Below are 22,285 nucleotides of genomic sequence, written 5' to 3'. Positions count from 1 at the left end.
AAATTGTTAACTATTGTACTTCACCTTTTAAGTGTAGCATTAATTGTGCGGGTTGCGCGTTACTATATACGGTAATAATTTTATGCTGTGCACCGCGTTGTCCTGCACTATTAAAACCAACTTCAATGCTGCCTTGCTCTCCGGGTTTAATCGGTTTTTTATCAAATTTGGGAGTAGTACAGCCACATCCTGCCTGCACGTCGCTTATTATTAAAGGTGATTTCCCTGTATTAGTAAATTCAAAAACGTGATTTACCTTCTCCCCTTCTTTGATCTTGGAGAAGTCATATGTATCATTCTTAAATTTTAGCACGGGAGCATCCGCTACATCGGCGGAATCCGGAATCTGCTTATTCACCCCGGTATTATCAGTCGTATTTACACTTTCGATAATATCCTCTCCAGCACTTTTCTCCTTTTGTTTAGATCCATTGCAAGCGCTTAGCGCCAAAACTGCTAATGATAGTAACAAAATTTTATTTTTCATATACTTATAATTGTTGGTTATTTGATGTAGATCAGCCATGCACTAGCTTATCGACTAAAGGTTTATAGAAACATCTCACCCAATAAGTCCCCTTCCGAATTTTCTGATTTTGCCCTCCTTTTGAAGTTCGATCAAAATTTTATCGAGGATGCCATTGATAAACGAATTGCTCTTCGGTGTACTAAATTCCTTAGAAATTTCAATATACTCATTAATTGTAACCTTAACAGGTATAGAAGAAAAATTCAATAATTCGGTGATCGCCATTCTCATCAGTAAGGTATCAATTAACGCTATTCTGTCAGCTTCCCAGTTTTTTGTTTTCCCCGAAATATATATCTGATAATCCTCTCCATGCCGAGTTGTCAATCGAAACAAGTCTACAATAAATTCTTTATCATCAACCCAATTTGGACACAATTGCGCTAACTTATTTTTCTCCGGATCTTCGCTGTTGAAATTTTTCAAAGTTTTAGCTAACAGCGCTTGTAACACATCTTTATCAGTCGTCCAATTAATAAAATGCTCATCGAATATCTGTTCAATAGCCGGTGATTTCAATATAATTTTTTTAAAGATAAACTTTATAATATCCTTCTCAGCCTTGAGCGATCGATCTTCATTCTCTAAATAAGCAACATACTCGGGAGATTGTTTTAAAATGTGGAAAATACTTTTCACCGTTTCCATATCAAAAACGGCATCTACCTTATATTTTTTACACAGATCCACAAACTCCTCATTTTGTTGTAGCAGTTCAATAAAGGTGTTATTAGCCAATCGTGTATTAGCATTGAGATCATGTTCAGTAGGTAAAAATTTATTTGCCCGGTCTTCCGCATCTATCAACGCATATTCAGCCACCTCTGACGCGAGTGCGAGCACCCAAATATACATCTCATAAACCTGATCAACACTTTTCAGCAATGCCTTTTCAAAATTGTTTATATTCTTATCATCCGATTGCTGGAATGCATAGATTGTTTGTAATACTTTGACCCTCAGGTGCCTTCTATTTAACATATTATTTATAAAGAACGATTATATAGTCATGCTAGCCTTATGACTAGTTTTGTTTTATTTTTTTTATAAGCGCAATCCGGTCTTCAGCAATTTGCATAGCAGCCTGATGCGTTGGAATTTTTTCTTTCAACGATTTTTGAATCACCGAGCGCGTTGCTTCATAGATATTTTCGGTTAATGCGGCACTTCTTAAGACATTATATCCAGCAATTTCAGCATAGCAGCTCAAAAGGCCTCCAGCATTTATTAAAAAATCAGGCGCGTAAATAATGCCTTTTTCCAGAAGCTTAGCGCCATGTTCACGATCGTTGGCCAACTGATTGTTAGCAGAACCCGCAATAATTTTGCATTTCATACGCTCGATCGTGTAATTATTAACTGTCCCTCCTAATGCACAAGGCGCATAAACATCCAAATCCATATCGAAAAGGTTATTATGCGCGATGGCTTCTGCACCGTATTTGTTAGAAACCTGAATCATTCGATCTTCAACAATATCACTTACATATACCTTCGCATTCTCTTCCCGAAGCAATGAAACAAGATGTTCCCCCACTTTTCCCGTTCCCTGCACGGCCACCGTCCGCCCAGCCATACTATCTGTACCATAAAGTTCTTTGACGGCTGCCTTTATACCATAAAACACGCCTTTCGCGGTGAAGGGAGCCGTATCGCCGCTTCCACCCAAAGATTTTGGCAAGCCAACCACATGGTTGGTTTCCATGTGGATAAATTCCATATCCTTGGAAGTAGTTCCCATATCCAATGAAGCGATAAATGAACCATTCATCTCTTCTACAAACTGCCCGAGCCTCCTTAAGATAACTTCCGATTTCTGGGTACGGTGATCGCCAATAATTACCGCAGTTCCACCCCCTAAATTGACACCACTTATTGCCGATTTATATGTCATCGCCCGAGACAATCTTAAGACGTCGTCTATCGCTTCCAATTCGGTTTTATATGGCAACATACGTACTCCACCGATAGCGGGACCAAGTGTAGTGTCATGAATAGCGATGATAGCCTTTAATCCTATTGTATGATCTTGGCAAAATACAATCTTTTGATGTTCAAATTGTCGTAACAAATCAAACATTTGGGGGTATGGCGTTTCGGAAGACATATTTTACTATTATTTTAGTATCGGCAATTCTGCGCAAAAGTACTAATTTTATCGGTATCTTTTTACGAATTTAAAATCATTTCATTCAGTAAATAATTGTTTGCATTGCCATTTAATTTTAATATTAGTTAAATGCACTCAGTATAGCAATAGTTTTATCAGGATACGTACTTTTGTACGATAGGTTTAATTTTAGTCTTCATGAAGCACTTAGCTTATCTCAATAAATTTTTCTATAAATATCGTTGGCGAATGATTCCCGGTTTTATATTCGTGGTAGTATCAAACTACTTCGGCATTATACCGGCTCAAGTAATTCGTATTGCCTTTGATCTGGTTAAAGATAATATAGCTCTTTTTCAGCTATTCGATGGCTTTGAACGTCAGTCGTTGATTTATGAGATATTTGGACATAGTCTTCTTTTATTTGGTACGCTTGTTTTGGTCTTAGCACTGATAAGGGGACTGTTCCTCTTTCTTATGAGACAAACAATCATCCTGACTTCACGTCATATCGAATATGATCTAAAGAATGAAATTTATGATCACTACCAACAATTGGATATGGCTTTCTTTAAACGAAACAACACGGGAGATTTAATGAATCGTGTAACCGAAGATGTAAGTCGTGTCCGAGCTTACTTGGGTCCGGCCATTATGTACTCTATTAACACGGTTGTGCTGTCAATAATGGTCATTAGTTCTATGTTTACCGTGAACGCTAAGCTAGCTATTTACGCATTAGCTCCTATACCCGTTCTATCAGCGGTCATACTTTTTATTAATAAGCTCATCAATAAAAGAAGTGAAAAAATACAGGAGCAGCTATCCGCGTTGAGCTCTTTTGTACAAGAGACTTTCTCGGGGATCCGTGTTATTAAAACATACAGTCGTGAGCAGGATAAGAAAAACAGCTTTGCAAAAGAAAGCAACGATTACAAAACTGTCTCCTTATCGTTAGTGAAAGTTCAGGCTGTATTTTTTCCGCTTATCTTACTTCTCATTGGTTTAAGTACGATTATAACTATTTATATTGGAGGTATCGAGGTCATGCGTGGTAGCATATCATCCGGAAACATTGCAGAATTTATTGTTTATGTTAATCAATTAACATTTCCTGCAATGTCACTTGCCTGGGTGACTTCATTGGTGCAGCGAGCGGCAGCTTCGCAAAAACGGATCAATGAATTTTTAGATACTTCTCCTCGTATAAAATCGCAAACCGGCGGGAAAGAGGAGTTTAGAGGAGATATTGAATTTAGAAACGTATCTTTCACCTATCCGGATACAGGAATTACTGCACTAAAAGAAGTATCTTTTAAGGTTAATCCAGGAAAAATTTTAGCGATCATTGGCAAAACAGGATCGGGAAAATCCACCATTGCACGACTTTTAATGCGTATGTATGATACTTCTTCCGGTACTATTCTTGTCGATGGGATACCCATACAGGACTTAAACCTAAACAGCTATCGAAGCACAATAGGTTTTGTTCCGCAAGACGTTTTCCTTTTTTCAGATACGATAGCAAAGAACGTCGCTTTTGGGCTGGATCAACTGGATATGGCGAAGGTAGAGGAGGCAACAAAAAAAGCAGCCGTGTATGACAATATCATGGAGTTCGAAAAAGGTTTTGAGACAGCTATCGGAGAAAGAGGAATCACCCTTTCGGGAGGACAGAAACAGCGTGTTTCGATAGCAAGAGCAATTACAATAAACCCTAAAATACTAATTTTTGATGACTGCCTATCAGCGGTAGACACCAAAACAGAGGAAAAAATTCTTCAGAATTTAGGTACGGTTATGCGTGACAGAAGCGCCATATTTATTGCGCATCGTGTTTCTACCATCAAGAACGCAGATCATATCTTGGTAATGGAAAACGGTCAGATAATAGAAGAAGGTAAACACACAGAACTTCTGGCTGCTAAAGGCAGTTACTTTGAGCTATACGAAAAACAGCTACTGGAGGAAGAAGTTTAACCAACAGTAGCTGCTCTTAATTCGCTTGGGTATCTGGCGTCTTGTTTACTAACGGAATCGCATCTGCTGCTTGTCAAGCATACCCATTTGATCTTTCATCATTTTAATCTGATCGGCTAGCAATTTATTTTTATCAGCTTTTTTAGCCTCTTGAAGTAATTGTGTAGCTTCCCGCTTATTTCGCTTGGCCATGGCGATGCCCGCCAGGCTTAATTTAGCCAATGCTACGTTATGATCCATCTGCATGCCTAAGCTAAGTGCCTTCTTGAAATATTTTTCTGACTGTAATGGAGCGGATCGCGACTCAATTAGTCCAATGAGTAAATGATAATACCCATGCTGAGCACGAATCAACTGTTTCTCATAATTAGTGATTTTATTTAGCCAAGTTTTTGCTTTGTCCATATTTTCCTTTCGTAAGTAAAATTGCGCAATCAGCATATTTTCGTTAAAAAAGAAAGTGACAAAAACAACTATAGCCAAAAGAAGTGCTAATACTCCCCACGGCCAGTGGCCAAATACAAATAGACTGACAGCTGCTCCCAACAAAAGGAAAGCTATAATAATACGAATGAAATTTGGCATATCTTTACTTTATGAATGTATTCATTATAATGCTGCAAATATCCGTTAATTTATGGGTTTTAACAAAAAATTATCCGTTAAAATCTGTTGTTAAATCCGGTCTATAGGACATGCAAACGACTATTGTATTGTATATAATGTCAATTTTAGCTAAGTTTGAGCATGAGTATAGCCCTTGAAAAAAGCTGGAAAGAAATTTTAGAACCGGAATTTTCCAAAACCTATATGAGCGAGTTACGAAATTTTTTGAGGACAGAGCAAGCACAATATCAGGTATTTCCGCCCAATAAACTTATATTCAATGCCTTTGAACACACACCCTTTTATGAAGTGAAAGCCGTTATCTTGGGGCAAGATCCTTATCATAATATCGGACAAGCACATGGGTTGTCTTTTTCGGTTCAACCAGGCATTGCAATCCCTCCATCGCTACGGAATATGTATATCGAATTAAGTAATGATATTCCAGGTTTTAAGATTCCCAATCACGGTACACTTACCAAATGGGCTGATCAGGGTGTACTGCTCCTTAATGCGGTACTGACGGTGCGAGCACACATGGCAGCATCTCATCAAAAAAAAGGATGGGAAGTTTTTACGGATACCGTAATTAAGGAACTCGCACAACGAAGAGAAGGAATTGTTTTTATATTATGGGGAAATTACGCTAAACAGAAAGTGAAACTGATCGATTCCTCCAAACATTTGATTATAACATCAGCCCACCCTTCGCCGCTATCTGCACACAATGGATTTTTTGGCAGTAAACCCTTCTCAAAAACCAATGACTATTTAGAAAAACACGGAAAAACGCCAATTGACTGGCAGGTGTAGACCTAGTAGATTGTTATGCAAAAAATCGATCTTAGTATTCCATTGGTACGATCGGTTCTTTTTTAGACGTTGACATAATCATCATCGTTTGAAAGGTTTTCACACATGGTATCCGACTGATCTTTTCCATAATCAACCGCTCGTAAGATTTAATGTCCTTGACATAAACCTTTAAAATAAAATCACATTGCCCGGTGACGTGATGGCATTCGGTCACTTCAGGTATACTTTTGATCGCTTCAACAAATTCAGGGATTGAATTGTGTGTATGAAAATCCAATTGTATTTGTATAAAGGATTTAATGCCCAAGCCTAGAAGCTCTTCATCCACCAAGGCATGGTAGCTTTTGATATAGCCCGCATTTTCAAGTTTTCGAACCCTTTCCAGTGTTGGTGCCGGTGACAAACCGATATTGGAAGAAAGTTGTAAGTTGGTTATTCTACCGTTTTCTTGGAGTAATTTAATAATCTTTAAATCAATTCTATCTGGTTCAAAAGCCATGGCTAACAGTTTTAGCGTAAAGTTAACAAATAACCAAATAAAATTTTACAATATTGATTTTTTTATTTCAAAGATTAGGTATTCAATAGTACATTTAATACGATGGAAAATGAGTGCCAATTAACGTTTAGCATTTAGGGCAAGCGCGTACAATTTCATTTGCTTTACCATCGCCACCAACCCGTTAGCACGAGTAGGTGACAAATGTTCTTTTAATCCGATTTCATCTATAAAATAAAGATCGGCACTCACAATATCTTCTGCACGCTGTCCGGATAAAACTTTGATCATTAAGCTAACAAGTCCCTTAGTAATGATTGCATCACTATCGGCCGTAAAAAAGACTTTGTCGTCTACATACTGTGCATGCAACCAAACGCGAGACTGGCATCCTTTAATCAATAAATCGTCAACTTTATGGGACTCGTCGATTAAAGGCAGCTCCTTCCCCAATTGAATAATATATTCATATTTAGCCATCCAATCCTCGAAAAAAGAGAAATCTTCTATCAATTCGTCCTGTATTTCCTTAATTGTCATATCAACCATCGTTATAGCAACATAGAAGCGGCTCTTTTTACAGCGCTTACCAACAGATCTATTTCTTCCTTTGTATTGTACATTGCAATGGAGGCACGCACCGTGCCAGGAATCCCAAACCGCTCCATTAAAGGTTGTGTGCAATGATGACCGGTACGAACAGCAATGCCCAACTTGTCTAAGATAACGCCCACATCGTACGGATGCGCACCATTCACCAGAAAAGATATCACGCTGGATTTCTCTTTCGCCGTACCTATAAACCGGATTTGATCAATTTCCGACAAAGCTTTAGTCGCATATTTAAGCAGTTCCGTTTCATAAAGCGCAATCTGACTCAAGCCAATCGTCTTTATATAATCTACGGCTGCCCCCAAACATATTCCCGCTTCGATATTGGGTGTACCCGCCTCAAATTTAAATGGTAGTTCGTTATAAATCGTCTTTTCAAACCTAACCTCTTTAATCATATCACCCCCTCCTTGATAAGGCGGCATCTGATCCAACCATTTTTCCTTTCCGTACAAGACCCCCACGCCGGTTGGACCGTACATCTTATGTCCTGAAAAAGCGAAAAAATCAACATCTAAAGCTTGTACATCCACATGTAAATGTTGTATGGCCTGCGCACCATCCACCAGCACGGGAATGCCATGATCATGCGCCAGTTTTGTAATCTCTTTTATTGGGTTTAAAGTTCCGAGCGTATTTGATACGTAGGTTATGGAAACAAGCTTTACTCTTTCGTTGAGCATAGCGTGATAAGCGCCCATATCCAATTCTCCTTCATCATTTATGGGAACTACACGTAGCTTCGCGCCCTGCTCTTCGCATAACATTTGCCAAGGCACAATATTGCTATGGTGTTCCATGGTCGAAATAATAATCTCGTCCCCTTCTTTTACAAATTGCTTTCCATAACAATGCGCAACCAAGTTGATGCTGTGCGTAGTCCCATTGGTTAAAATAACCTCATAATCTTGCGCTGCATTTATAAATTCAGAAAGCTTTCTCCGTGTGACCTCATAAGCATCTGTTGCCAGTTGACTTAAGTGATGAACACCCCGGTGCACATTACTATTGATTTGTGTATAATAATCAGTAATAGCATTAATTACCGATTGTGGCTTCTGCGTAGTCGCTCCGTTATCCAGATAAACCAAGGGGTACCCATTTACCTTCGTTTTTAATATAGGAAAATCAGCTCTTATACTATGAATATCGTAATGTGTCAAAATCAGAAATTTAAAGTAAGACCGAAAACTTATTACTCAATAATTAGGCCCTGTTCGATTAGATGATCAACGTAAGCTCTTACATTATCATTGCTGAACTTTTCCGTTACATCAAAGGCAAAAGCATGAACCAAGAGCACCCGTGCACTCGCTTCACCAATACCTCTTGCTTTAAGGTAAAATAAAGCTTCGTCATCGAATTGTCCCATGGTACAACCGTGACTACATTTTACATCATCTGCAAATATTTCTAATTGCGGTTTGGTCAGAATACTTGCTTTATCACCAATTAACATGTTGTTATTCTGTTGAAAAGCATTGGTTTTCTGAGCGTCGGGTTGTACAAAAATCTTGCCATTGAATACTGCCGTTGAGGTATCTTGTGCAATATTCTTGTACCATTCATAGCTTTCACAATGAGGCATTCGATGGTCAACAATAGTATGATTATCCACCAGTTGATCTTTAGCGGTAAGCGTTACCCCGTATAAATGACTTTCTACCGATGTATCGTCTAAACGGACATTAATATTGTTTCGAACGAATGAAGATCCAGGAAATGAACAATTATAGTTGTTGTACAAGCTATGCTTAGCTTGTTTAACCTCTGTATGGTTAAGATATCGAGACTTTTCGCCGGAAGTCTGTAAATAATAATGTTGGAGATGAGCATTCTCGTTCAAAACAAGTTCGGATACTGTATTGTTCAGACTTATCGTGCTACCATTTGCAATAAAGGATTCGATAATCTCTGCTTCAGCGTTTGGGTCTAAAACAAATAAATTCCTTGTTTGGTTAAAAATAGCTTCACTTGAAGATGCAACATGAATAATTTGAATGCTCTTTTTTAAAGCAATATTTTGACCTATATGGATATAGAGTCCCCCCTCATGAAGAGCTGTATTGAGCGCAACTAGTGGATTATCTGTTTTATCTGCGTATTTTGCAAAATGCGCAGCGAATAATTCATTATTCGCTACATCTTCAATAGCACTCACAAATATGCCTGGTTCTGTAATAACATCAGAAAGGTCTTTGCGATAGCGCCCATTCACTAATATGAGTCGATAAGCGTCCAAACCTTTTATAATCGCTTGACTCGTATCTACATTTTTTCCCGGAATGGCGTCATTTAATAGATAATGCTGATTGATTAAAGGTTGCAGATTCGTGTACTTCCAATCTTCCGCCTTCAGCGTAGGAAAGCCCCAATCCTTAAAACGGGCAAAAGCCTCCTTACGTAGAGAGACTTGCGGCTCCTGGTATCCCTTTAAGGTTAGCCTCTCTTCAAAAAAAGTAACTAATTGATGATATAATGAACTTGAAACTTGTGTAATCATTTGTTAATTATCATAAAAGGATGAGAAAATAATCGCTATAACCTAAATGGCAGCATTCTCTTCTGCATCCACACTTTCTTTTAACCAGTCGTAACCCTTCTCCTCCAGCTCGAGTGCTAGTTCTTTCGTTCCGGATTTTACGATTTTTCCTTTATATAGTACATGTACAAAATCAGGCACTATATAGTCCAAAAGGCGTTGATAGTGCGTAATAACAATAAAAGCATTATTCTCTGAACGCAAATGATTAACACCGTTCGCCACAATGCGAAGCGCGTCGATGTCTAAGCCTGAATCTGTTTCGTCCAAAATAGCCAGCTTTGGTTCCAGCATGGCAAGTTGAAAAATTTCGTTACGCTTTTTCTCTCCACCTGAAAATCCTTCATTTAACGACCGATTCGCCAATTTAGCATCAAATTCAACAAGCTTTTGCTTTTCTTTAACCAACTTTAAAAATTCTTTCGCTTCCATTGGGGCTAGTCCCTTATAGGCCCTGATTTCGTTAACGGCCGTTTTTAAAAAGTTGATATTAGAGACACCTGGAATCTCAACCGGATACTGAAAAGCCAGAAAAAGCCCTTCCCGTGCTCGATCCTCGGGAGATAGCTCCAGTAAATCCTTGTTATCTAACCTAACTTCCCCGCCGGTTACCTCATAAGCTTCCTTACCGGCTAAAACCGAAGCCAACGTGCTTTTACCCGAGCCATTCGGCCCCATAATAGCATGCACTTCACCCGCTTTAACTTCTAAATTTAATCCCTTTAAAATCTCTTTATCATCTACAGATGCCTGTAGGTTCTTTATACTTAACATATCTTCATCAATTCAAATCTCGCGATTTGCTATTTGTTTTTTATATTAAAAATATTTACAATACTCTTTATCCAACACTACCCTCCAGTGAAATTGCCAGCAACTTTTGCGCCTCCACGGCAAATTCCATCGGTAATTGGTTAAGTACCTCCTTAGCATAACCATTAACAATCAGTCCAACGGCTTTTTCCGGATCAATACCTCGTTGTGTAAGATAGAATATCTGATCTTCTCCAATTTTTGAGGTAGTAGCCTCGTGTTCCAATTTCGCTGTTTTATTCTTTGCTTCAATGTAAGGAAACGTATGAGCTCCACATTTATCGCCAATTAATAAAGAATCACACTGCGTAAAGTTTCGAGCTTTTTCGGCACCTTTACCTATTTGAACCAGGCCTCGGTAACTATTTTGACTAACACCGGCGGAAATGCCTTTAGAAACAATTTTACTGCGTGTGTTTTTACCGATATGATACATTTTACTTCCGGTATCTGCTATCTGATGGTTTCTTGTCAAAGCAACGGAATAAAATTCTCCTATAGAATTATCGCCCTTCAAAATTACACTTGGATATTTCCATGTAATCGATGAACCGGTCTCAACCTGTGTCCAAGAGATCTTGCTATTATCACCTTTACAAATTCCTCTCTTGGTTACAAAGTTGTAGATACCTCCCCGGCCTTCTTTATCTCCGGGATACCAGTTTTGTACAGTGCTATATTTTATCTCTGCGTTTTCAAGTGCAATTAATTCTACAACGGCAGCGTGCAACTGGTTTTCATCCCGCATTGGGGCGGTACATCCTTCCAGGTAACTCACATAACTTCCTTCATCGGCAATTATTAGCGTACGTTCAAATTGCCCTGTGTTCTGCGCATTAATCCTAAAGTAGGTGGAAAGCTCCATTGGACAATTTACACCCTTTGGTATATAGACAAAAGATCCGTCGGAAAATACAGCGGCGTTTAAAGCCGCATAAATATTATCGGTTTGTGGCACTACTGTTCCCAGGTACTGCTTTACCAAATCGGGATGTTCTTTTACCGCTTCTCCGAAAGAACAGAATATGACGCCATATTCTTTCAATTTTTCCCTAAAGGTTGTCTTTACTGATACACTATCAAAAACAGCATCTACAGCAACGACACCTGCCAACACCTTCTGTTCATCTAGGGGAATTCCCAATTTTGCGAAAGTATCCAACAATTCGGGGTCAACCTCATCCATGCTGTTTACCTTCGGTTTTTCCTTTGGCGCAGCATAGTAAGATATATCCTGAAAATCAACTTTGGGATGCTCAAAGTTTTGCCACTTAGGCATTGTCATTTTTTCAAAATGCCTTAAGGCCTTTAACCTCCAGTCAAGGAGCCAAGCAGGCTCACCTTTTTTTGCAGAAATGAAGCGTACTGTTTCTTCGGATAGACCCTTTTTAGCGATATCCATCTCGATATTGGTAGTAAAACCATATTTGTACTCCTCTACCGCGAGTTCTTGCAATATATTATCGTCTTTCGTACTCATTTCATTATCGATTTCGCTTCGTACTTCTCTTCTCCTTTAGAAGCGATTGCCATTAATTAATTTGCAAAGTTACAATTTGAAGAGCAATTATTCGAGCATTTACCGGCTCTTTTACGGCAAATAAATAATCTCAATGTAAATTAATGACGGTCGTCATTTTTTCTTCGCAGCTTTTTACTTTCTTTAAATTAGTATGCCGATTTTTTGTAATTCCTGTTCCATTTCAATTTGCAATTTTTGGGCCTCCTCTCTTGCCCTTTCAGCGAAATCACTACCCTTGCTCGCGTAAATAATTGATCTGGTAGCATTTACCAACAAACCACATTCCTTATTCATTCCAAACGCACACACTTCTTGCAAACTGCCGCCTTGAGCACCGATCCCCGGTACTAGCAGAAAATGGTCGGGTGCTATCCGTCGTATATCCTTAAAATATTCCCCTCTGGTGGCTCCTACGACATACATTACCTGTTCACTGCTTCCCAGAGCATTAACCTTTTCAATAACATGTTCAAACAACCTTTTACCACTTAAATCGGCCAAAAACTGGAAGTCCAAGCTTCCTTTATTTGATGTTAAGGCCAGCACGACCGACCATTTACCCGGATACTCCAAAAAAGGGCTAATCGAATCTTCTCCCATATAAGGTGCAACAGTTACCGCGTCGAATTCCAGACCGGACACCTCCTTTGAAAAGAACGTCTTAGCATACATATCTGCTGTGTTTCCTATATCGCCACGTTTGGCATCTGCAATATTTAAGCAACTTTTCGGAATGATCTCACACGTACGCTGTAGGCTCCGCCAACCCTGAGCGCCCCTGCTCTCATAAAAAGCAATATTGGGTTTATAAGCGACACATAGATCAGCAGTTGCCTCAATAATACGCTTATTAAATTCAAAAATGGGATCTTCCAAGTCCAATAGGCAACTTGGTATTTTCTCGATATCCGTATCTAAGCCAACACACAAAAAAGAGCGTTTCAGTTTAATCTGCTCTATTAATTGCTTACGAGTCATATAAGGGGAAAAATTATTAGGAACATGTAAAAAAACACGACAAATTTAGCTATATTTGTCGGCATATACAAAAGACTTTGCAATTGAGACCTTATCACTTTTTTAATGGTGTTCAATATAAAAGGGTACTAAATTGAACAATTTTAACAAGACATATTGATCTCTATTTTTATTTTTTTTCGTTTTTTTTTTGAATTTTCAATTCTTATGCATACAATTGCAGCGGAATCTCAAAATTTACCTATCCGTTAAAGGAGAATCATTAGTCCTTCAGCGAAAAATTTAAACTTATCAATCGAGTTTTTATATGGGTAAATTTCTGTTAAACACAAGCATAAAAATCCTTATTACACATAACGACATTTGATGAATATTAATGAATTGAACGCTAAGCTCGTGTCTGAGCTACGTGAAATTGCAAAATTAATCGGTATTGCAGATGCTGAAAAGTTGAGAAAACAAGAGTTGATCAACAAAATTATTGCTACAGACAATGAAAAGCCTGCAGAAGAAGAAGAGGTGGCGGACATTCTTGAAAAAGAGGAAGAATCCGGTGAAACGAAACATCGTAAACGGGTCAGGACCTCTGTAAAACAGGCCGAGCCTATAGAGATAAGAAAAAAAGTAGAGAAAGAGCCTGTCTTGGCTACGGCTATAAAAGATGAACCTAGCAAAGAAAAACTTGCTTCATCTGAAAACCGTCCACAGCGCACTGATCGCAGAGCGAGCAGCTCAACTCCCTCCTCTACAACCCCACCTCAAACAAAAACGGAAACTGCTCCGGCATCGACACCCGCTTCTAATCTTGATTTTGACAATGTGATCGTCAACGAAGGCGTATTAGAAATCATGCCTGATGGCTATGGCTTTTTACGCTCGTCTGACTATAACTACCTGACATCACCCGACGACATTTATGTCTCACAATCACAGATAAAGCTTTTCGGGCTTAAAACAGGCGATACCGTCAGAGGAAGTATTCGCCCTCCGAAGGAAGGCGAAAAATATTTTCCTTTGGTGCGTGTAGAAGCCATTAATGGCCAAATTCCCGCAGAGGTAAGGGATCGGGTTCCGTTTGATTATTTGACACCACTATTCCCTACTGAGCGTTTGAAGCTCTATACCGATGCAGGAAACAATTCGACCCGCATCATGGATTTGTTTACGCCTATTGGAAAAGGGCAACGCGGCTTAATTGTAGCGCAACCAAAAACCGGTAAGACAGTTTTATTGAAAGAGGTGGCAAATGCCATAGCAAAAAATCACCCAGAGGTTTATTTGATCATTTTATTAATCGACGAACGTCCGGAAGAGGTGACTGACATGGCTAGAAGTGTTCGGGCAGAGGTGGTGTCTTCTACTTTTGACGAACCGGCTGAACGACATGTTAAAATCGCCAATATCGTGCTCGAAAAAGCAAAGCGTATGGTCGAATGCGGTCATGATGTTGTCATTCTGTTAGATTCGATTACCAGGCTGGCTCGCGCTTATAACACAGTTGCTCCTGCTTCCGGAAAAATTTTATCGGGAGGTGTGGACGCTAATGCCTTGCATAAACCGAAAAGGTTCTTTGGAGCAGCTCGTAATATTGAGCATGGCGGCTCGCTTACTATCTTAGCTACTGCCTTGACCGATACCGGCTCCAAAATGGACGAAGTGATTTTTGAAGAGTTCAAGGGTACAGGTAACATGGAATTACAACTCGATCGGAAGTTGGCTAATAAGCGTATATTCCCGGCTATTGATATTACTGCATCGAGTACACGTAGAGACGATTTGTTAAACGACAAGGAAACACTTCAACGTATATGGGTGCTTAGAAATCACTTAGCGGATATGAACTCCACAGAAGCTATGGAATTCTTGCTAGCTCAAATGCGTGGAACAAGATCAAATGAAGAGTTTCTTATCAGCATGAACGGCTAGAAACGGGTAATCGTACAATTAATTGATAAACAAAGCTTTCTTACTTTATAATAGGTAGGAAAGCTTTTTTGTAACACTTTATGAAGACACTGCCAAAATCATATTTTTTCTAAGCATTTGACGGGAGTGAAAGAAATGACGCATGAAACAACATATACCTAATACGATTACAAGTTTTAATCTGTTCAGTGGGTGCATAGGTGTCGTACTAGCTTTTGAAGGACAGTTGATAAATGCGGGGTACGCTATTATCATAGCCGCAATTTTTGATTTCCTCGATGGCATGGCGGCTCGTCTATTGAAAGTAAACTCTCCGGTAGGTAAAGAGTTGGATTCACTTGCTGATATGATTAGCTTCGGTTTTTTACCGTCTGTTATTGTCTTTATGATGCTGGAGACAAACCCGGCGATAGAATACGGCGGTTCGTGGATCAAATATTCGGCTTTTTTGTTAGCCGTTTTTTCTGCGCTACGTTTAGCGAAATTCAATTTAGATAGCAGGCAAACTTCTATTTTCATAGGTCTTCCTACTCCTGCCTGTGCATTGTTCATCCTATCGCTTCCACATATCGCCTTAAGCAAAGATCCGATAATCAGTGCCTATGTGCAGCATCCGGTTATTTTGCTTGCTTTAATACTTGCTTTAAGTTTTTTATTGGTGGCGGAAATCCCGCTCATGTCGCTAAAATTTAAAGATTTACAATTGCGCACCAACCTTCATCGCTATATCCTTCTTTTGGTCAGTGTAATATTGCTTTTTTTATTTCAACTAACGGCCATTCCGTTCATCATTATTTTCTACTTGGTATTGTCGCTTATGCAATATAATAAGCTTACTCAAGAGTTATAAATTGAAAAACGACTCGATTTTCAATTTATCTTTGCTCAGATTTGATGAAGTTTAATGGTAAAGTCTATTTTTCAAGTCGCCTTACCGACAGGTTATCATCTAATTTTTCATATAAGTCGGCTATTCCCATTCTATAGGAAGGGTGCATTAGGCCAGGTGCTATTTCAACGAGAGGAGTTAGTACAAACCTCCGTAAATGAAGCAACGGATGAGGGATTTTCAAATTAAGGGTATCTAAGATGATTGCATCATAAAATAAAATGTCAATATCGATTAGTCGAGCCTCCCACTTTGTATTTCTTTTCCTTCCAAGCGTCTCCTCAATCGCGAGAATTTCTTTTAGCGTTTGTTCAGGGGTTAAAATCGTATTGACTTTGAGTGCCTGATTTAGGTAATTCGGTTGGTTGTTTACCCCCCAAGCAACTGTCTCATAAATTGCGGATTGATCAATAACGTTTCCTACTCTACTTTCAATTAATTGAATGGCTTTAGTTAATTGCTGTCTGCTGTCTCCTAAATTTGAACCCAATATCAGATAAACTGTGTGCATAAACAAACTTAATCAAAATGACATTGATATCCAATTATGGTTTTGACGGTACTCCGATGATCGATTGAGCTTCTATACCGATGATTACTTATTTTGCATTTCATGTAACAATACAGCACCTTATTTGTCTTATAGCAGTGTAAACATTTAAATTTCAGACATAGAAAACATACATGAAGCAATTTTTCAAATTTGTATTTGCCTCCATGCTTGGAGTATTTTTATCAACGATCATTTTTTTCTTCGTTGCTATTGCCATTATGGCCGCGATAATAAGTGCTGCCAGTTCAGACAAGGCAGTAGAAATAAGTGAAAACTCCATTCTACGCGTGTCTTTAAATTACGCCATCAAAGAACGTACAGACAGAAGTCCCTTTAACAATGTTAGCCTTCCGTCTATGAATTCGGAAAAATATATTGGTTTAGATGAGATATTGCTTCGAATTGATGCAGCAAAAAATGACAATCGAATAAAAGGTATTGTACTCGATATGGACGGTATCGGTGCAAGTTTTGCCACACTTCAAGAGATTAGAGATGCATTGCTCAAATTTAAAGAATCAAAAAAATTCATATTAGCTTACAGTGAGGGGTATTCAATGAAGGGATACTACCTTGCTTCAACAGCTGATAAGGTTTATTTGAACCCGGAAGGGTCGGTCGACTTCCGCGGAATGGCAGCGCAGCTTCCATTCTTTAAAGGCACACTTGAAAAACTGGGCATCGAAGCACAGGTAGTGAAAGTAGGTACTTACAAGAGTGCGGTAGAGCCTTTTATATTAGATAAAATGAGCCCGGCAAACAAAGAACAAGTCAACTCCTATCTTAATTCTTTATACGACTATTACCTTGGCAATGTGTCCAAATCACGGAATATACCTATGGATTCCTTGCGGAACATTGCCGACAACTACAGTGGAAGAGATGCCGAGAAGGCGCTGAACACAAAATTAGTTGACGGGTTGAAATATAAAAATGAAATAATAGATGAACTAAAAGTTAAGTTGGGTATTGATAAGAAGAAGAGGATCAAGTCAATAAATATTGAAGATTATACTTCTCCAAAAACAGAAGAAAACGGATCGCAAAATCGGCTAGCTGTAGTCTACGCAGTAGGTGATATCGTTTCAGGTGAGGGTTCTGATGAGCAAATTGGTTCGGAAAGAATTTCGAGAGCGATTAGGACAGTACGTGAAGATGATAAAGTTAAAGCAGTTGTGCTTCGTATCAACTCTCCGGGTGGAAGCTCGTTGGCTTCTGATGTTATTTGGAAAGAAGTTGAACTGACAAAAAAGGTAAAACCTATTATCGTGTCAATGGGCGACGTTGCAGCTTCGGGTGGTTACTATATTGCCTGCGCCGCCGATTCCATTTTTGCTCAACCGAATACCATTACAGGTTCAATCGGTGTGTTTGGTATTATTCCAAATTTACAGAACTTTTTCAATAACAAATTGGGAATTACGTTTGATGAAGTAAAAACAGGAAAATATGCTGACCTAATGAGTGTTAATAGACCACTTACAGCGGACGAGCGCGACCTTATTCAACAAGAAGTAAACAAGACGTACGATACCTTTACAAAAAAAGTAGCTAATGGTAGAAAAATAAGTCAAAGCCAAGTAGATAGTATCGGTCAAGGACGGGTATGGACGGGTGCACAAGCGGCAAAAATTGGTTTAGTTGATCGTTTAGCCAGTTTCAATGAAGCTATTATAGCTGCAGCTCGTAAAGCCAAATTGAAAGACTATAAACTGGTGAGCTACCCTGCCATGAAAGATCCTTTAGAAGCTTTTCTCGGTTCTTCCAGCGATAAGCTGAAGACTTGGATAATGAAGAAAGAAATGAATGAAGGCTACCTTCTTTACGAACAAGCAAAGCAGGTTATGCAACAAAGCGGTATACAGGCAAGATTACCGTATATGATTAATATTCATTAAATCTTATCGTGCTGCAACCAAAAAAGGGCACTCCGAAAGGAGTGCCCTTTTTTGGTTGCGCACATTTTGTTATATATCGTCTATATACGTAAGTTTGCCCGTTATATTGGCAAAGCTTCGAAGCCCGTTAACAATACATCGAAATGGAAAATAAAATTATATCCCGCAAATTTAGATTGCTTTCGCAATTGATGGAATTACATGGCGAGAATTCCTTCAAAACTAAAGCGATAGCTAATGCAGCTTTTAAGCTAGATAAGCTACCTTTTAAAATTATTGATAAAACGGAACAAGAATTAAGTGCAGAGCAAGGTATCGGCAAAAGCATAGCATCAAAAGTTTGGGAGCTTATCCATACGGGCTGTATAGAGGATCTAGAGGCATTACTCGCTAAAACACCTGAAGGCATTTTAGAGATGCTAACAATAAAAGGTTTGGGGCCAAAAAAAATCTTGATCATATGGAATACGCTTGCAATCGAAACGTTAGGAGAGCTTTACTATGCGTGTAACGAAAATCGACTGATCGAAGCAAAGGGGTTCGGGCTAAAAACACAAGAAGAAATCAAGATGGCCATTGAGTTTAATATGGCCAGTCAAGGTTTATTTTTATATTCCCAGGCAGAGAAGTTAGCCAGTTCAATTTTTGATACACTCAAAGAGATGCTTTCCGACCAACATCTCTTGAGTTATACAGGTGATTTCAGGCGCAAATTGGAATTACTATCATCGGTCGAATTGATTACAACTGCCAGTGCCGAGGAAATATTGATATATATTGAAAAAGATAAGCGACTTATCCAATTTGATTATCAGGAAAATAAAATTCGGACAGTTCACGAAAGCGGTCTTCCTATACATTTTATTTTAAGCAACGTAAATGAATTCTCTCAGCACCTATTAATCACCACAGGTAATCAACAGCACATCGCGTTACTCGAACAACTTTATGAAAAAGGAGTTCCTAATGCGGAAAGTGAAGAGGAAATTTACCGTCAATTAAACTTAGACTTTATTGAACCTGAATTGCGTGAAGGCTTGGATGAAGTCCAAAAAGCCCACGACCATACACTTCCTAACCTTATAACTTATGACGATATAAAAGGCACTTTGCATAATCATAGCACCTATAGCGACGGCGTTCATTCACTGAAAGAGATGGCTCTATATTGCAAAGACGTTCTTCAGTTACAATATTTAGGGATATGTGATCACTCTCGGACAGCAGTTTATGCAAATGGCTTAAAAGAGGACCGGGTAAGATTGCAATGGGAAGAAATAGATTCGTTAAATCAAACATTATATCCTTTTAAGATTTTTAAAGGTATTGAGTCGGATATTTTGGGAGACGGCTCTTTGGACTATCCGGATGAGTTATTAAGAGAATTTGATTTTGTAGTTGCTTCTGTGCATGCCAACCTGAAAATGGACGAGGAAAAAGCTACCCTACGTTTAATCAAAGCTATTGAAAATCCTTATACGACCATTTTAGGGCATCCAACCGGGCGCCTTCTGTTAAGCAGAAAGGGATATCCCATTGATTATAAAAAGGTAATCGATGCCTGTGCTGCCAATGGGGTAGCCATCGAAGTCAATGCAAACCCGTTAAGATTAGATTTAGATTGGCGCTGGCACCGTTATGCGATTGAGAAGGGTGTCTATCTTTCCATCAATCCCGACGCCCATCGCGTAGAAGGATTTCACGATATGCGTTATGGAACTTTAGTGGCAAGAAAAGGAGGACTTACAGCCTCGCAATGCCTCAATTGTTTTGATCTGGAAAAATTGGACAGCTACTTTAGCTCTCGTAAAACAAGTATAAAATAATTACCTTTGAGAATGATCGCACAACACGCTAATAAAATATTCAGTCAAGCTATTCACGATTACCATGTTCTTAATAATATAGACCATCCTATAAAGAATCCTTATGAAGCTCATACGCTGGAACATTTACTATATCTTAAATGTTGGATAGACACGGTACAGTGGCATATGGAAGACGAAGTACGTGATCCCAATATCGCTCCGGTGGAAGGGCTAAAATGGAAAAGGAGGATCGATCAGTCCAATCAAGACCGTACAGATACGGTTGAATACATAGATAGTTACTATCTAAATGCATTCAAAGATGTAAAGCCTCTACCGGATGCTAGGATAAATACGGAGAGTCCTGCCTGGGCTATTGATAGGCTTTCTATCCTGGCATTGAAAATTTATCACATGCAAATTGAGGCTGAACGTCGTGATGCCACGCCTGAACATCGCGATCAGTGTGGTCAAAAGCTTCGTATATTATTAGAGCAGCGGGAAGATCTTTCCAATAGCATCGATGAGTTACTCGAAGATATTAAAATGGGAAAAAAATATATGAAAGTATACAAACAGATGAAGATGTATAATGATCCCTCGCTGAATCCGGTTTTATATACAGGCGAAAAGAAATAAGAAACCTCTGAATACGTTAGGGGCTGAATAACACATGAATAAAAGGAGCATTTTGGTTTTTCGTTTTTCAGCAATGGGCGATGTCGCTATGATTTCACCCGTTATAGAACAGCTATGTGAACAACATCCCCAAGTCAGCATAATTCTGGTAAGTAGGCCTTTTTTCAAACCTTTTTTTGATACAAATCCCCAGATACGCTTTCATCCTATTTATCCAAAAGAACAGCACCGGGGCCTAAGAGGCTTGTATAGATTGTTCAAAGAGCTGCGAAATTATAAGATAGATGCAATAGCAGATCTTCATGACAGCCTCAGAAGTCGTATTCTTTCTACATTCTTTAGACTAACTACTATTCCAATAAAAAGAATAGACAAAGGAAGAGCTGAAAAAAGAGCTCTAACGCGCATTCAGAACAAGCATTTAATCCCTCTTAAATCGACTTTTGAGCGTTATGCAGAAGTGTTTCAGTCGCTTGGATTCTCTATTCGGCTAACAAATAAATTAGTAAAAAAGACCAGGCCGCTTCCTGCTGCATTCTTGCGTCAATTTAATAGTTCTTCTGCGCTGAGGCGAATAGGTATCGCTCCCTTCGCGCAACATCGGTATAAAGTATATCCGCTTGATAAAATGGAGGAAGTAATCGCTGTTTTAAGTCGTAATCACGAACTGTTTATATTCGGTGGAGGCGAAACGGAACAAGAAATGGCGACAAAATGGGAGAAAAAATACGCGCATGTTACCAATGTAATAGGTGTGGTAGACTTAACCCACGAGCTTGATTTAATAGCTAACTTAGATCTTATGCTCAGTATGGACTCCTCCGGCATGCACATGGCTTCTTTGGTAGGCACTCGAGTAATATCCGTTTGGGGGCCAACGCATCCCTATGCTGGTTTTTTGGGCTTTGGCCAAAAAGAAGATGACTGCCTACAGTTTCACCACCCCGCAAGACCTAGCTCCATATACGGCAATAAACCCTGTTTATGTGATGGGATTCCGTGTATTGAACGCATTAGTCCTGAACAAATCGTCACAAAAATTGAAAAAACATTAAGCTATGGCTAAATATTTATACCTGATTCGTCATGCCAAGTCGGACTGGAACTTTGATCTCCCGGACTTTGATAGACCGTTAAATAAGCGCGGATTGAGAGACGCCCCTATAATGGCTAAACGGTTAAATTTGCAAAATCTACGCCCGGATCGGTTGGTGAGCAGCCCTGCCAATCGTGCCATTTCTACCGCTAAAATTTTTGCTAAAGAGTTAAAATTTTCTGAGGCCGATATACAGGAAGAAGCAGCCATATATGAAGCCGATGTTCCTACCTTACTGAAGGTTATCAATTCATTCCAAGCTGAAGCGGATTGCGTAGCAATCTTTGGACACAATCCGGGCGTTAGTTTGTTGGCGGAGTATCTTTGCGATGATGCAGCCATCGATTTCCCCACTTGTGCAATAGGCTTTCTGTCTTTTAACATAGAGCACTGGAGTGAGGTAAGTATAGGAACCGGCAATTTAGTTTGGTTCAATTATCCCAAACTTGTTTAGCAACAGAAGCTTTAT

General features: G+C 39.1%; 21 protein-coding genes. 9 read left to right on the top strand and 12 right to left on the bottom strand.

Going from position 1 to position 22,285, the window contains the following annotated elements; all coding sequences use genetic code 11:
• Positions 1-10: 10 nt before the first annotated feature.
• The 3 genes from M1D52_RS11590 to M1D52_RS11580 all read right to left on the bottom strand — a co-directional run bounded on the left by M1D52_RS11590 (position 11) and on the right by M1D52_RS11580 (position 2,636).
• Positions 11-487 carry a DUF1573 domain-containing protein gene (locus tag M1D52_RS11590; RefSeq protein ID WP_130855764.1) on the bottom strand — a complete coding sequence of 159 codons (477 nt, stop codon included), beginning with the start codon at positions 485-487 and terminating at the stop codon, positions 11-13.
• Between the two features lie 75 nt (positions 488-562).
• Positions 563-1,510, bottom strand: coding sequence for a transcription antitermination factor NusB (nusB, locus tag M1D52_RS11585; RefSeq protein WP_437392632.1), 948 nt, complete (start codon positions 1,508-1,510; stop codon positions 563-565).
• A gap of 43 nt (positions 1,511-1,553) precedes the next feature.
• Positions 1,554-2,636, bottom strand: a complete 1,083-nt coding sequence (locus M1D52_RS11580) for a Glu/Leu/Phe/Val family dehydrogenase (RefSeq protein WP_013667258.1) — start codon at positions 2,634-2,636, stop codon at positions 1,554-1,556.
• Positions 2,637-2,837: 201 nt separating this feature from the next.
• Between M1D52_RS11580 and M1D52_RS11575 the strand changes: the two genes are divergently transcribed.
• The gene (locus M1D52_RS11575) at positions 2,838-4,619 is read left to right on the top strand and encodes an ABC transporter ATP-binding protein (RefSeq protein WP_013667259.1); all 1,782 of its coding nucleotides are present in this window, start codon (positions 2,838-2,840) and stop codon (positions 4,617-4,619) included.
• Positions 4,620-4,667: 48 nt separating this feature from the next.
• Here M1D52_RS11575 and M1D52_RS11570 read toward each other — a convergent pair whose 3' ends face one another.
• Positions 4,668-5,204 (bottom strand): tetratricopeptide repeat protein, encoded by a 537-nt coding sequence (locus tag M1D52_RS11570; RefSeq protein ID WP_013667260.1) that lies wholly within the window; start codon positions 5,202-5,204, stop codon positions 4,668-4,670.
• 162 nt (positions 5,205-5,366) lie between these two features.
• Here M1D52_RS11570 and ung point away from each other — a divergent pair, with 162 nt between their 5' ends.
• The gene (gene ung, locus M1D52_RS11565; protein WP_013667261.1) at positions 5,367-6,038 is read left to right on the top strand and encodes a uracil-DNA glycosylase; all 672 of its coding nucleotides are present in this window, start codon (positions 5,367-5,369) and stop codon (positions 6,036-6,038) included.
• Between the two features lie 31 nt (positions 6,039-6,069).
• Here the strand turns inward: ung and M1D52_RS11560 are convergent, their stop codons facing one another.
• The 7 genes from M1D52_RS11560 to pyrF all read right to left on the bottom strand — a co-directional run bounded on the left by M1D52_RS11560 (position 6,070) and on the right by pyrF (position 13,007).
• Entirely contained in the window at positions 6,070-6,540 is a 471-nt protein-coding gene (locus tag M1D52_RS11560; protein WP_013667262.1) for an Lrp/AsnC family transcriptional regulator, read from the bottom strand.
• Positions 6,541-6,660: 120 nt separating this feature from the next.
• Positions 6,661-7,080, bottom strand: a complete 420-nt coding sequence (locus M1D52_RS11555) for a SufE family protein (protein ID WP_013667263.1) — start codon at positions 7,078-7,080, stop codon at positions 6,661-6,663.
• A gap of 11 nt (positions 7,081-7,091) precedes the next feature.
• Positions 7,092-8,315, bottom strand: a complete 1,224-nt coding sequence (locus tag M1D52_RS11550; protein ID WP_437392631.1) for an aminotransferase class V-fold PLP-dependent enzyme — start codon at positions 8,313-8,315, stop codon at positions 7,092-7,094.
• A gap of 32 nt (positions 8,316-8,347) precedes the next feature.
• On the bottom strand, positions 8,348-9,655 hold the full coding sequence (gene sufD / locus M1D52_RS11545) for a Fe-S cluster assembly protein SufD (protein WP_013667265.1): 1,308 nt from the start codon (positions 9,653-9,655) through the stop codon (positions 8,348-8,350).
• Between the two features lie 42 nt (positions 9,656-9,697).
• Positions 9,698-10,468, bottom strand: coding sequence for a Fe-S cluster assembly ATPase SufC (gene sufC / locus M1D52_RS11540; RefSeq protein ID WP_130855762.1), 771 nt, complete (start codon positions 10,466-10,468; stop codon positions 9,698-9,700).
• A gap of 67 nt (positions 10,469-10,535) precedes the next feature.
• Positions 10,536-11,987, bottom strand: coding sequence for a Fe-S cluster assembly protein SufB (gene sufB, locus M1D52_RS11535; protein WP_437392630.1), 1,452 nt, complete (start codon positions 11,985-11,987; stop codon positions 10,536-10,538).
• A 183-nt stretch (positions 11,988-12,170) separates the two neighbouring features.
• Positions 12,171-13,007 carry an orotidine-5'-phosphate decarboxylase gene (gene pyrF, locus M1D52_RS11530; RefSeq protein ID WP_437392629.1) on the bottom strand — a complete coding sequence of 279 codons (837 nt, stop codon included), beginning with the start codon at positions 13,005-13,007 and terminating at the stop codon, positions 12,171-12,173.
• 366 nt (positions 13,008-13,373) lie between these two features.
• Between pyrF and rho the strand changes: the two genes are divergently transcribed.
• Positions 13,374-14,933, top strand: coding sequence for a transcription termination factor Rho (gene rho, locus M1D52_RS11525; protein WP_013667269.1), 1,560 nt, complete (start codon positions 13,374-13,376; stop codon positions 14,931-14,933).
• A gap of 142 nt (positions 14,934-15,075) precedes the next feature.
• Entirely contained in the window at positions 15,076-15,783 is a 708-nt protein-coding gene (locus M1D52_RS11520; RefSeq protein ID WP_130855759.1) for a CDP-alcohol phosphatidyltransferase family protein, read from the top strand.
• Positions 15,784-15,847: 64 nt separating this feature from the next.
• On the opposite strand, the gene folK is transcribed toward M1D52_RS11520, so the two are convergent.
• Positions 15,848-16,333, bottom strand: a complete 486-nt coding sequence (folK, locus tag M1D52_RS11515; RefSeq protein WP_130855758.1) for a 2-amino-4-hydroxy-6-hydroxymethyldihydropteridine diphosphokinase — start codon at positions 16,331-16,333, stop codon at positions 15,848-15,850.
• A 173-nt stretch (positions 16,334-16,506) separates the two neighbouring features.
• Here folK and sppA point away from each other — a divergent pair, with 173 nt between their 5' ends.
• The 5 genes from sppA to M1D52_RS11490 all read left to right on the top strand — a co-directional run bounded on the left by sppA (position 16,507) and on the right by M1D52_RS11490 (position 22,270).
• A complete protein-coding gene (gene sppA / locus M1D52_RS11510; protein WP_437365797.1) occupies positions 16,507-18,273 on the top strand; it encodes a signal peptide peptidase SppA in 1,767 nt (588 codons plus the stop codon).
• Between the two features lie 143 nt (positions 18,274-18,416).
• Positions 18,417-20,099, top strand: coding sequence for a helix-hairpin-helix domain-containing protein (locus M1D52_RS11505; protein WP_377608702.1), 1,683 nt, complete (start codon positions 18,417-18,419; stop codon positions 20,097-20,099).
• A gap of 12 nt (positions 20,100-20,111) precedes the next feature.
• Positions 20,112-20,720, top strand: a complete 609-nt coding sequence (locus tag M1D52_RS11500; protein ID WP_013667274.1) for a DUF4254 domain-containing protein — start codon at positions 20,112-20,114, stop codon at positions 20,718-20,720.
• A 34-nt stretch (positions 20,721-20,754) separates the two neighbouring features.
• Positions 20,755-21,786 carry a glycosyltransferase family 9 protein gene (locus M1D52_RS11495; protein WP_013667275.1) on the top strand — a complete coding sequence of 344 codons (1,032 nt, stop codon included), beginning with the start codon at positions 20,755-20,757 and terminating at the stop codon, positions 21,784-21,786.
• Positions 21,779-22,270, top strand: a complete 492-nt coding sequence (locus tag M1D52_RS11490; protein WP_377608698.1) for a SixA phosphatase family protein — start codon at positions 21,779-21,781, stop codon at positions 22,268-22,270. The genes M1D52_RS11495 and M1D52_RS11490 overlap by 8 nt, the downstream gene beginning before the upstream one ends.
• The last annotated feature ends 15 nt before the right edge of the window (positions 22,271-22,285 follow it).

Source organism: Olivibacter sp. SA151 (assembly GCF_054130995.1).
The sequence above is the reverse complement of the archived record's forward strand: the minus strand, read 5'-3'. Positions and strand labels throughout refer to the sequence as shown.

What these genes read in the sequence shown, in the direction of transcription:
- M1D52_RS11570 (WP_013667260.1), bottom strand. Translation starts at nt 5,204, where the DNA reads ATGCCAAATTTCATTCGTATTATTATAGCTTTCCTTTTGTTGGGAGCA.
- folK (WP_130855758.1), bottom strand. Translation starts at nt 16,333, where the DNA reads ATGCACACAGTTTATCTGATATTGGGTTCAAATTTAGGAGACAGCAGA.
- sufD (WP_013667265.1), bottom strand. Translation starts at nt 9,655, where the DNA reads ATGATTACACAAGTTTCAAGTTCATTATATCATCAATTAGTTACTTTT.
- sufB (WP_437392630.1), bottom strand. Translation starts at nt 11,987, where the DNA reads ATGAGTACGAAAGACGATAATATATTGCAAGAACTCGCGGTAGAGGAG.
- M1D52_RS11500 (WP_013667274.1), top strand. Translation starts at nt 20,112, where the DNA reads ATGATCGCACAACACGCTAATAAAATATTCAGTCAAGCTATTCACGAT.
- M1D52_RS11520 (WP_130855759.1), top strand. Translation starts at nt 15,076, where the DNA reads ATGAAACAACATATACCTAATACGATTACAAGTTTTAATCTGTTCAGT.
- M1D52_RS11495 (WP_013667275.1), top strand. Translation starts at nt 20,755, where the DNA reads ATGAATAAAAGGAGCATTTTGGTTTTTCGTTTTTCAGCAATGGGCGAT.
- M1D52_RS11505 (WP_377608702.1), top strand. Translation starts at nt 18,417, where the DNA reads ATGGAAAATAAAATTATATCCCGCAAATTTAGATTGCTTTCGCAATTG.
- rho (WP_013667269.1), top strand. Translation starts at nt 13,374, where the DNA reads ATGAATATTAATGAATTGAACGCTAAGCTCGTGTCTGAGCTACGTGAA.
- sufC (WP_130855762.1), bottom strand. Translation starts at nt 10,468, where the DNA reads ATGTTAAGTATAAAGAACCTACAGGCATCTGTAGATGATAAAGAGATT.
- M1D52_RS11560 (WP_013667262.1), bottom strand. Translation starts at nt 6,540, where the DNA reads ATGGCTTTTGAACCAGATAGAATTGATTTAAAGATTATTAAATTACTC.
- sppA (WP_437365797.1), top strand. Translation starts at nt 16,507, where the DNA reads ATGAAGCAATTTTTCAAATTTGTATTTGCCTCCATGCTTGGAGTATTT.
- M1D52_RS11555 (WP_013667263.1), bottom strand. Translation starts at nt 7,080, where the DNA reads ATGACAATTAAGGAAATACAGGACGAATTGATAGAAGATTTCTCTTTT.
- ung (WP_013667261.1), top strand. Translation starts at nt 5,367, where the DNA reads ATGAGTATAGCCCTTGAAAAAAGCTGGAAAGAAATTTTAGAACCGGAA.
- nusB (WP_437392632.1), bottom strand. Translation starts at nt 1,510, where the DNA reads ATGTTAAATAGAAGGCACCTGAGGGTCAAAGTATTACAAACAATCTAT.
- M1D52_RS11490 (WP_377608698.1), top strand. Translation starts at nt 21,779, where the DNA reads ATGGCTAAATATTTATACCTGATTCGTCATGCCAAGTCGGACTGGAAC.
- M1D52_RS11575 (WP_013667259.1), top strand. Translation starts at nt 2,838, where the DNA reads ATGAAGCACTTAGCTTATCTCAATAAATTTTTCTATAAATATCGTTGG.
- pyrF (WP_437392629.1), bottom strand. Translation starts at nt 13,007, where the DNA reads ATGACTCGTAAGCAATTAATAGAGCAGATTAAACTGAAACGCTCTTTT.
- M1D52_RS11580 (WP_013667258.1), bottom strand. Translation starts at nt 2,636, where the DNA reads ATGTCTTCCGAAACGCCATACCCCCAAATGTTTGATTTGTTACGACAA.
- M1D52_RS11590 (WP_130855764.1), bottom strand. Translation starts at nt 487, where the DNA reads ATGAAAAATAAAATTTTGTTACTATCATTAGCAGTTTTGGCGCTAAGC.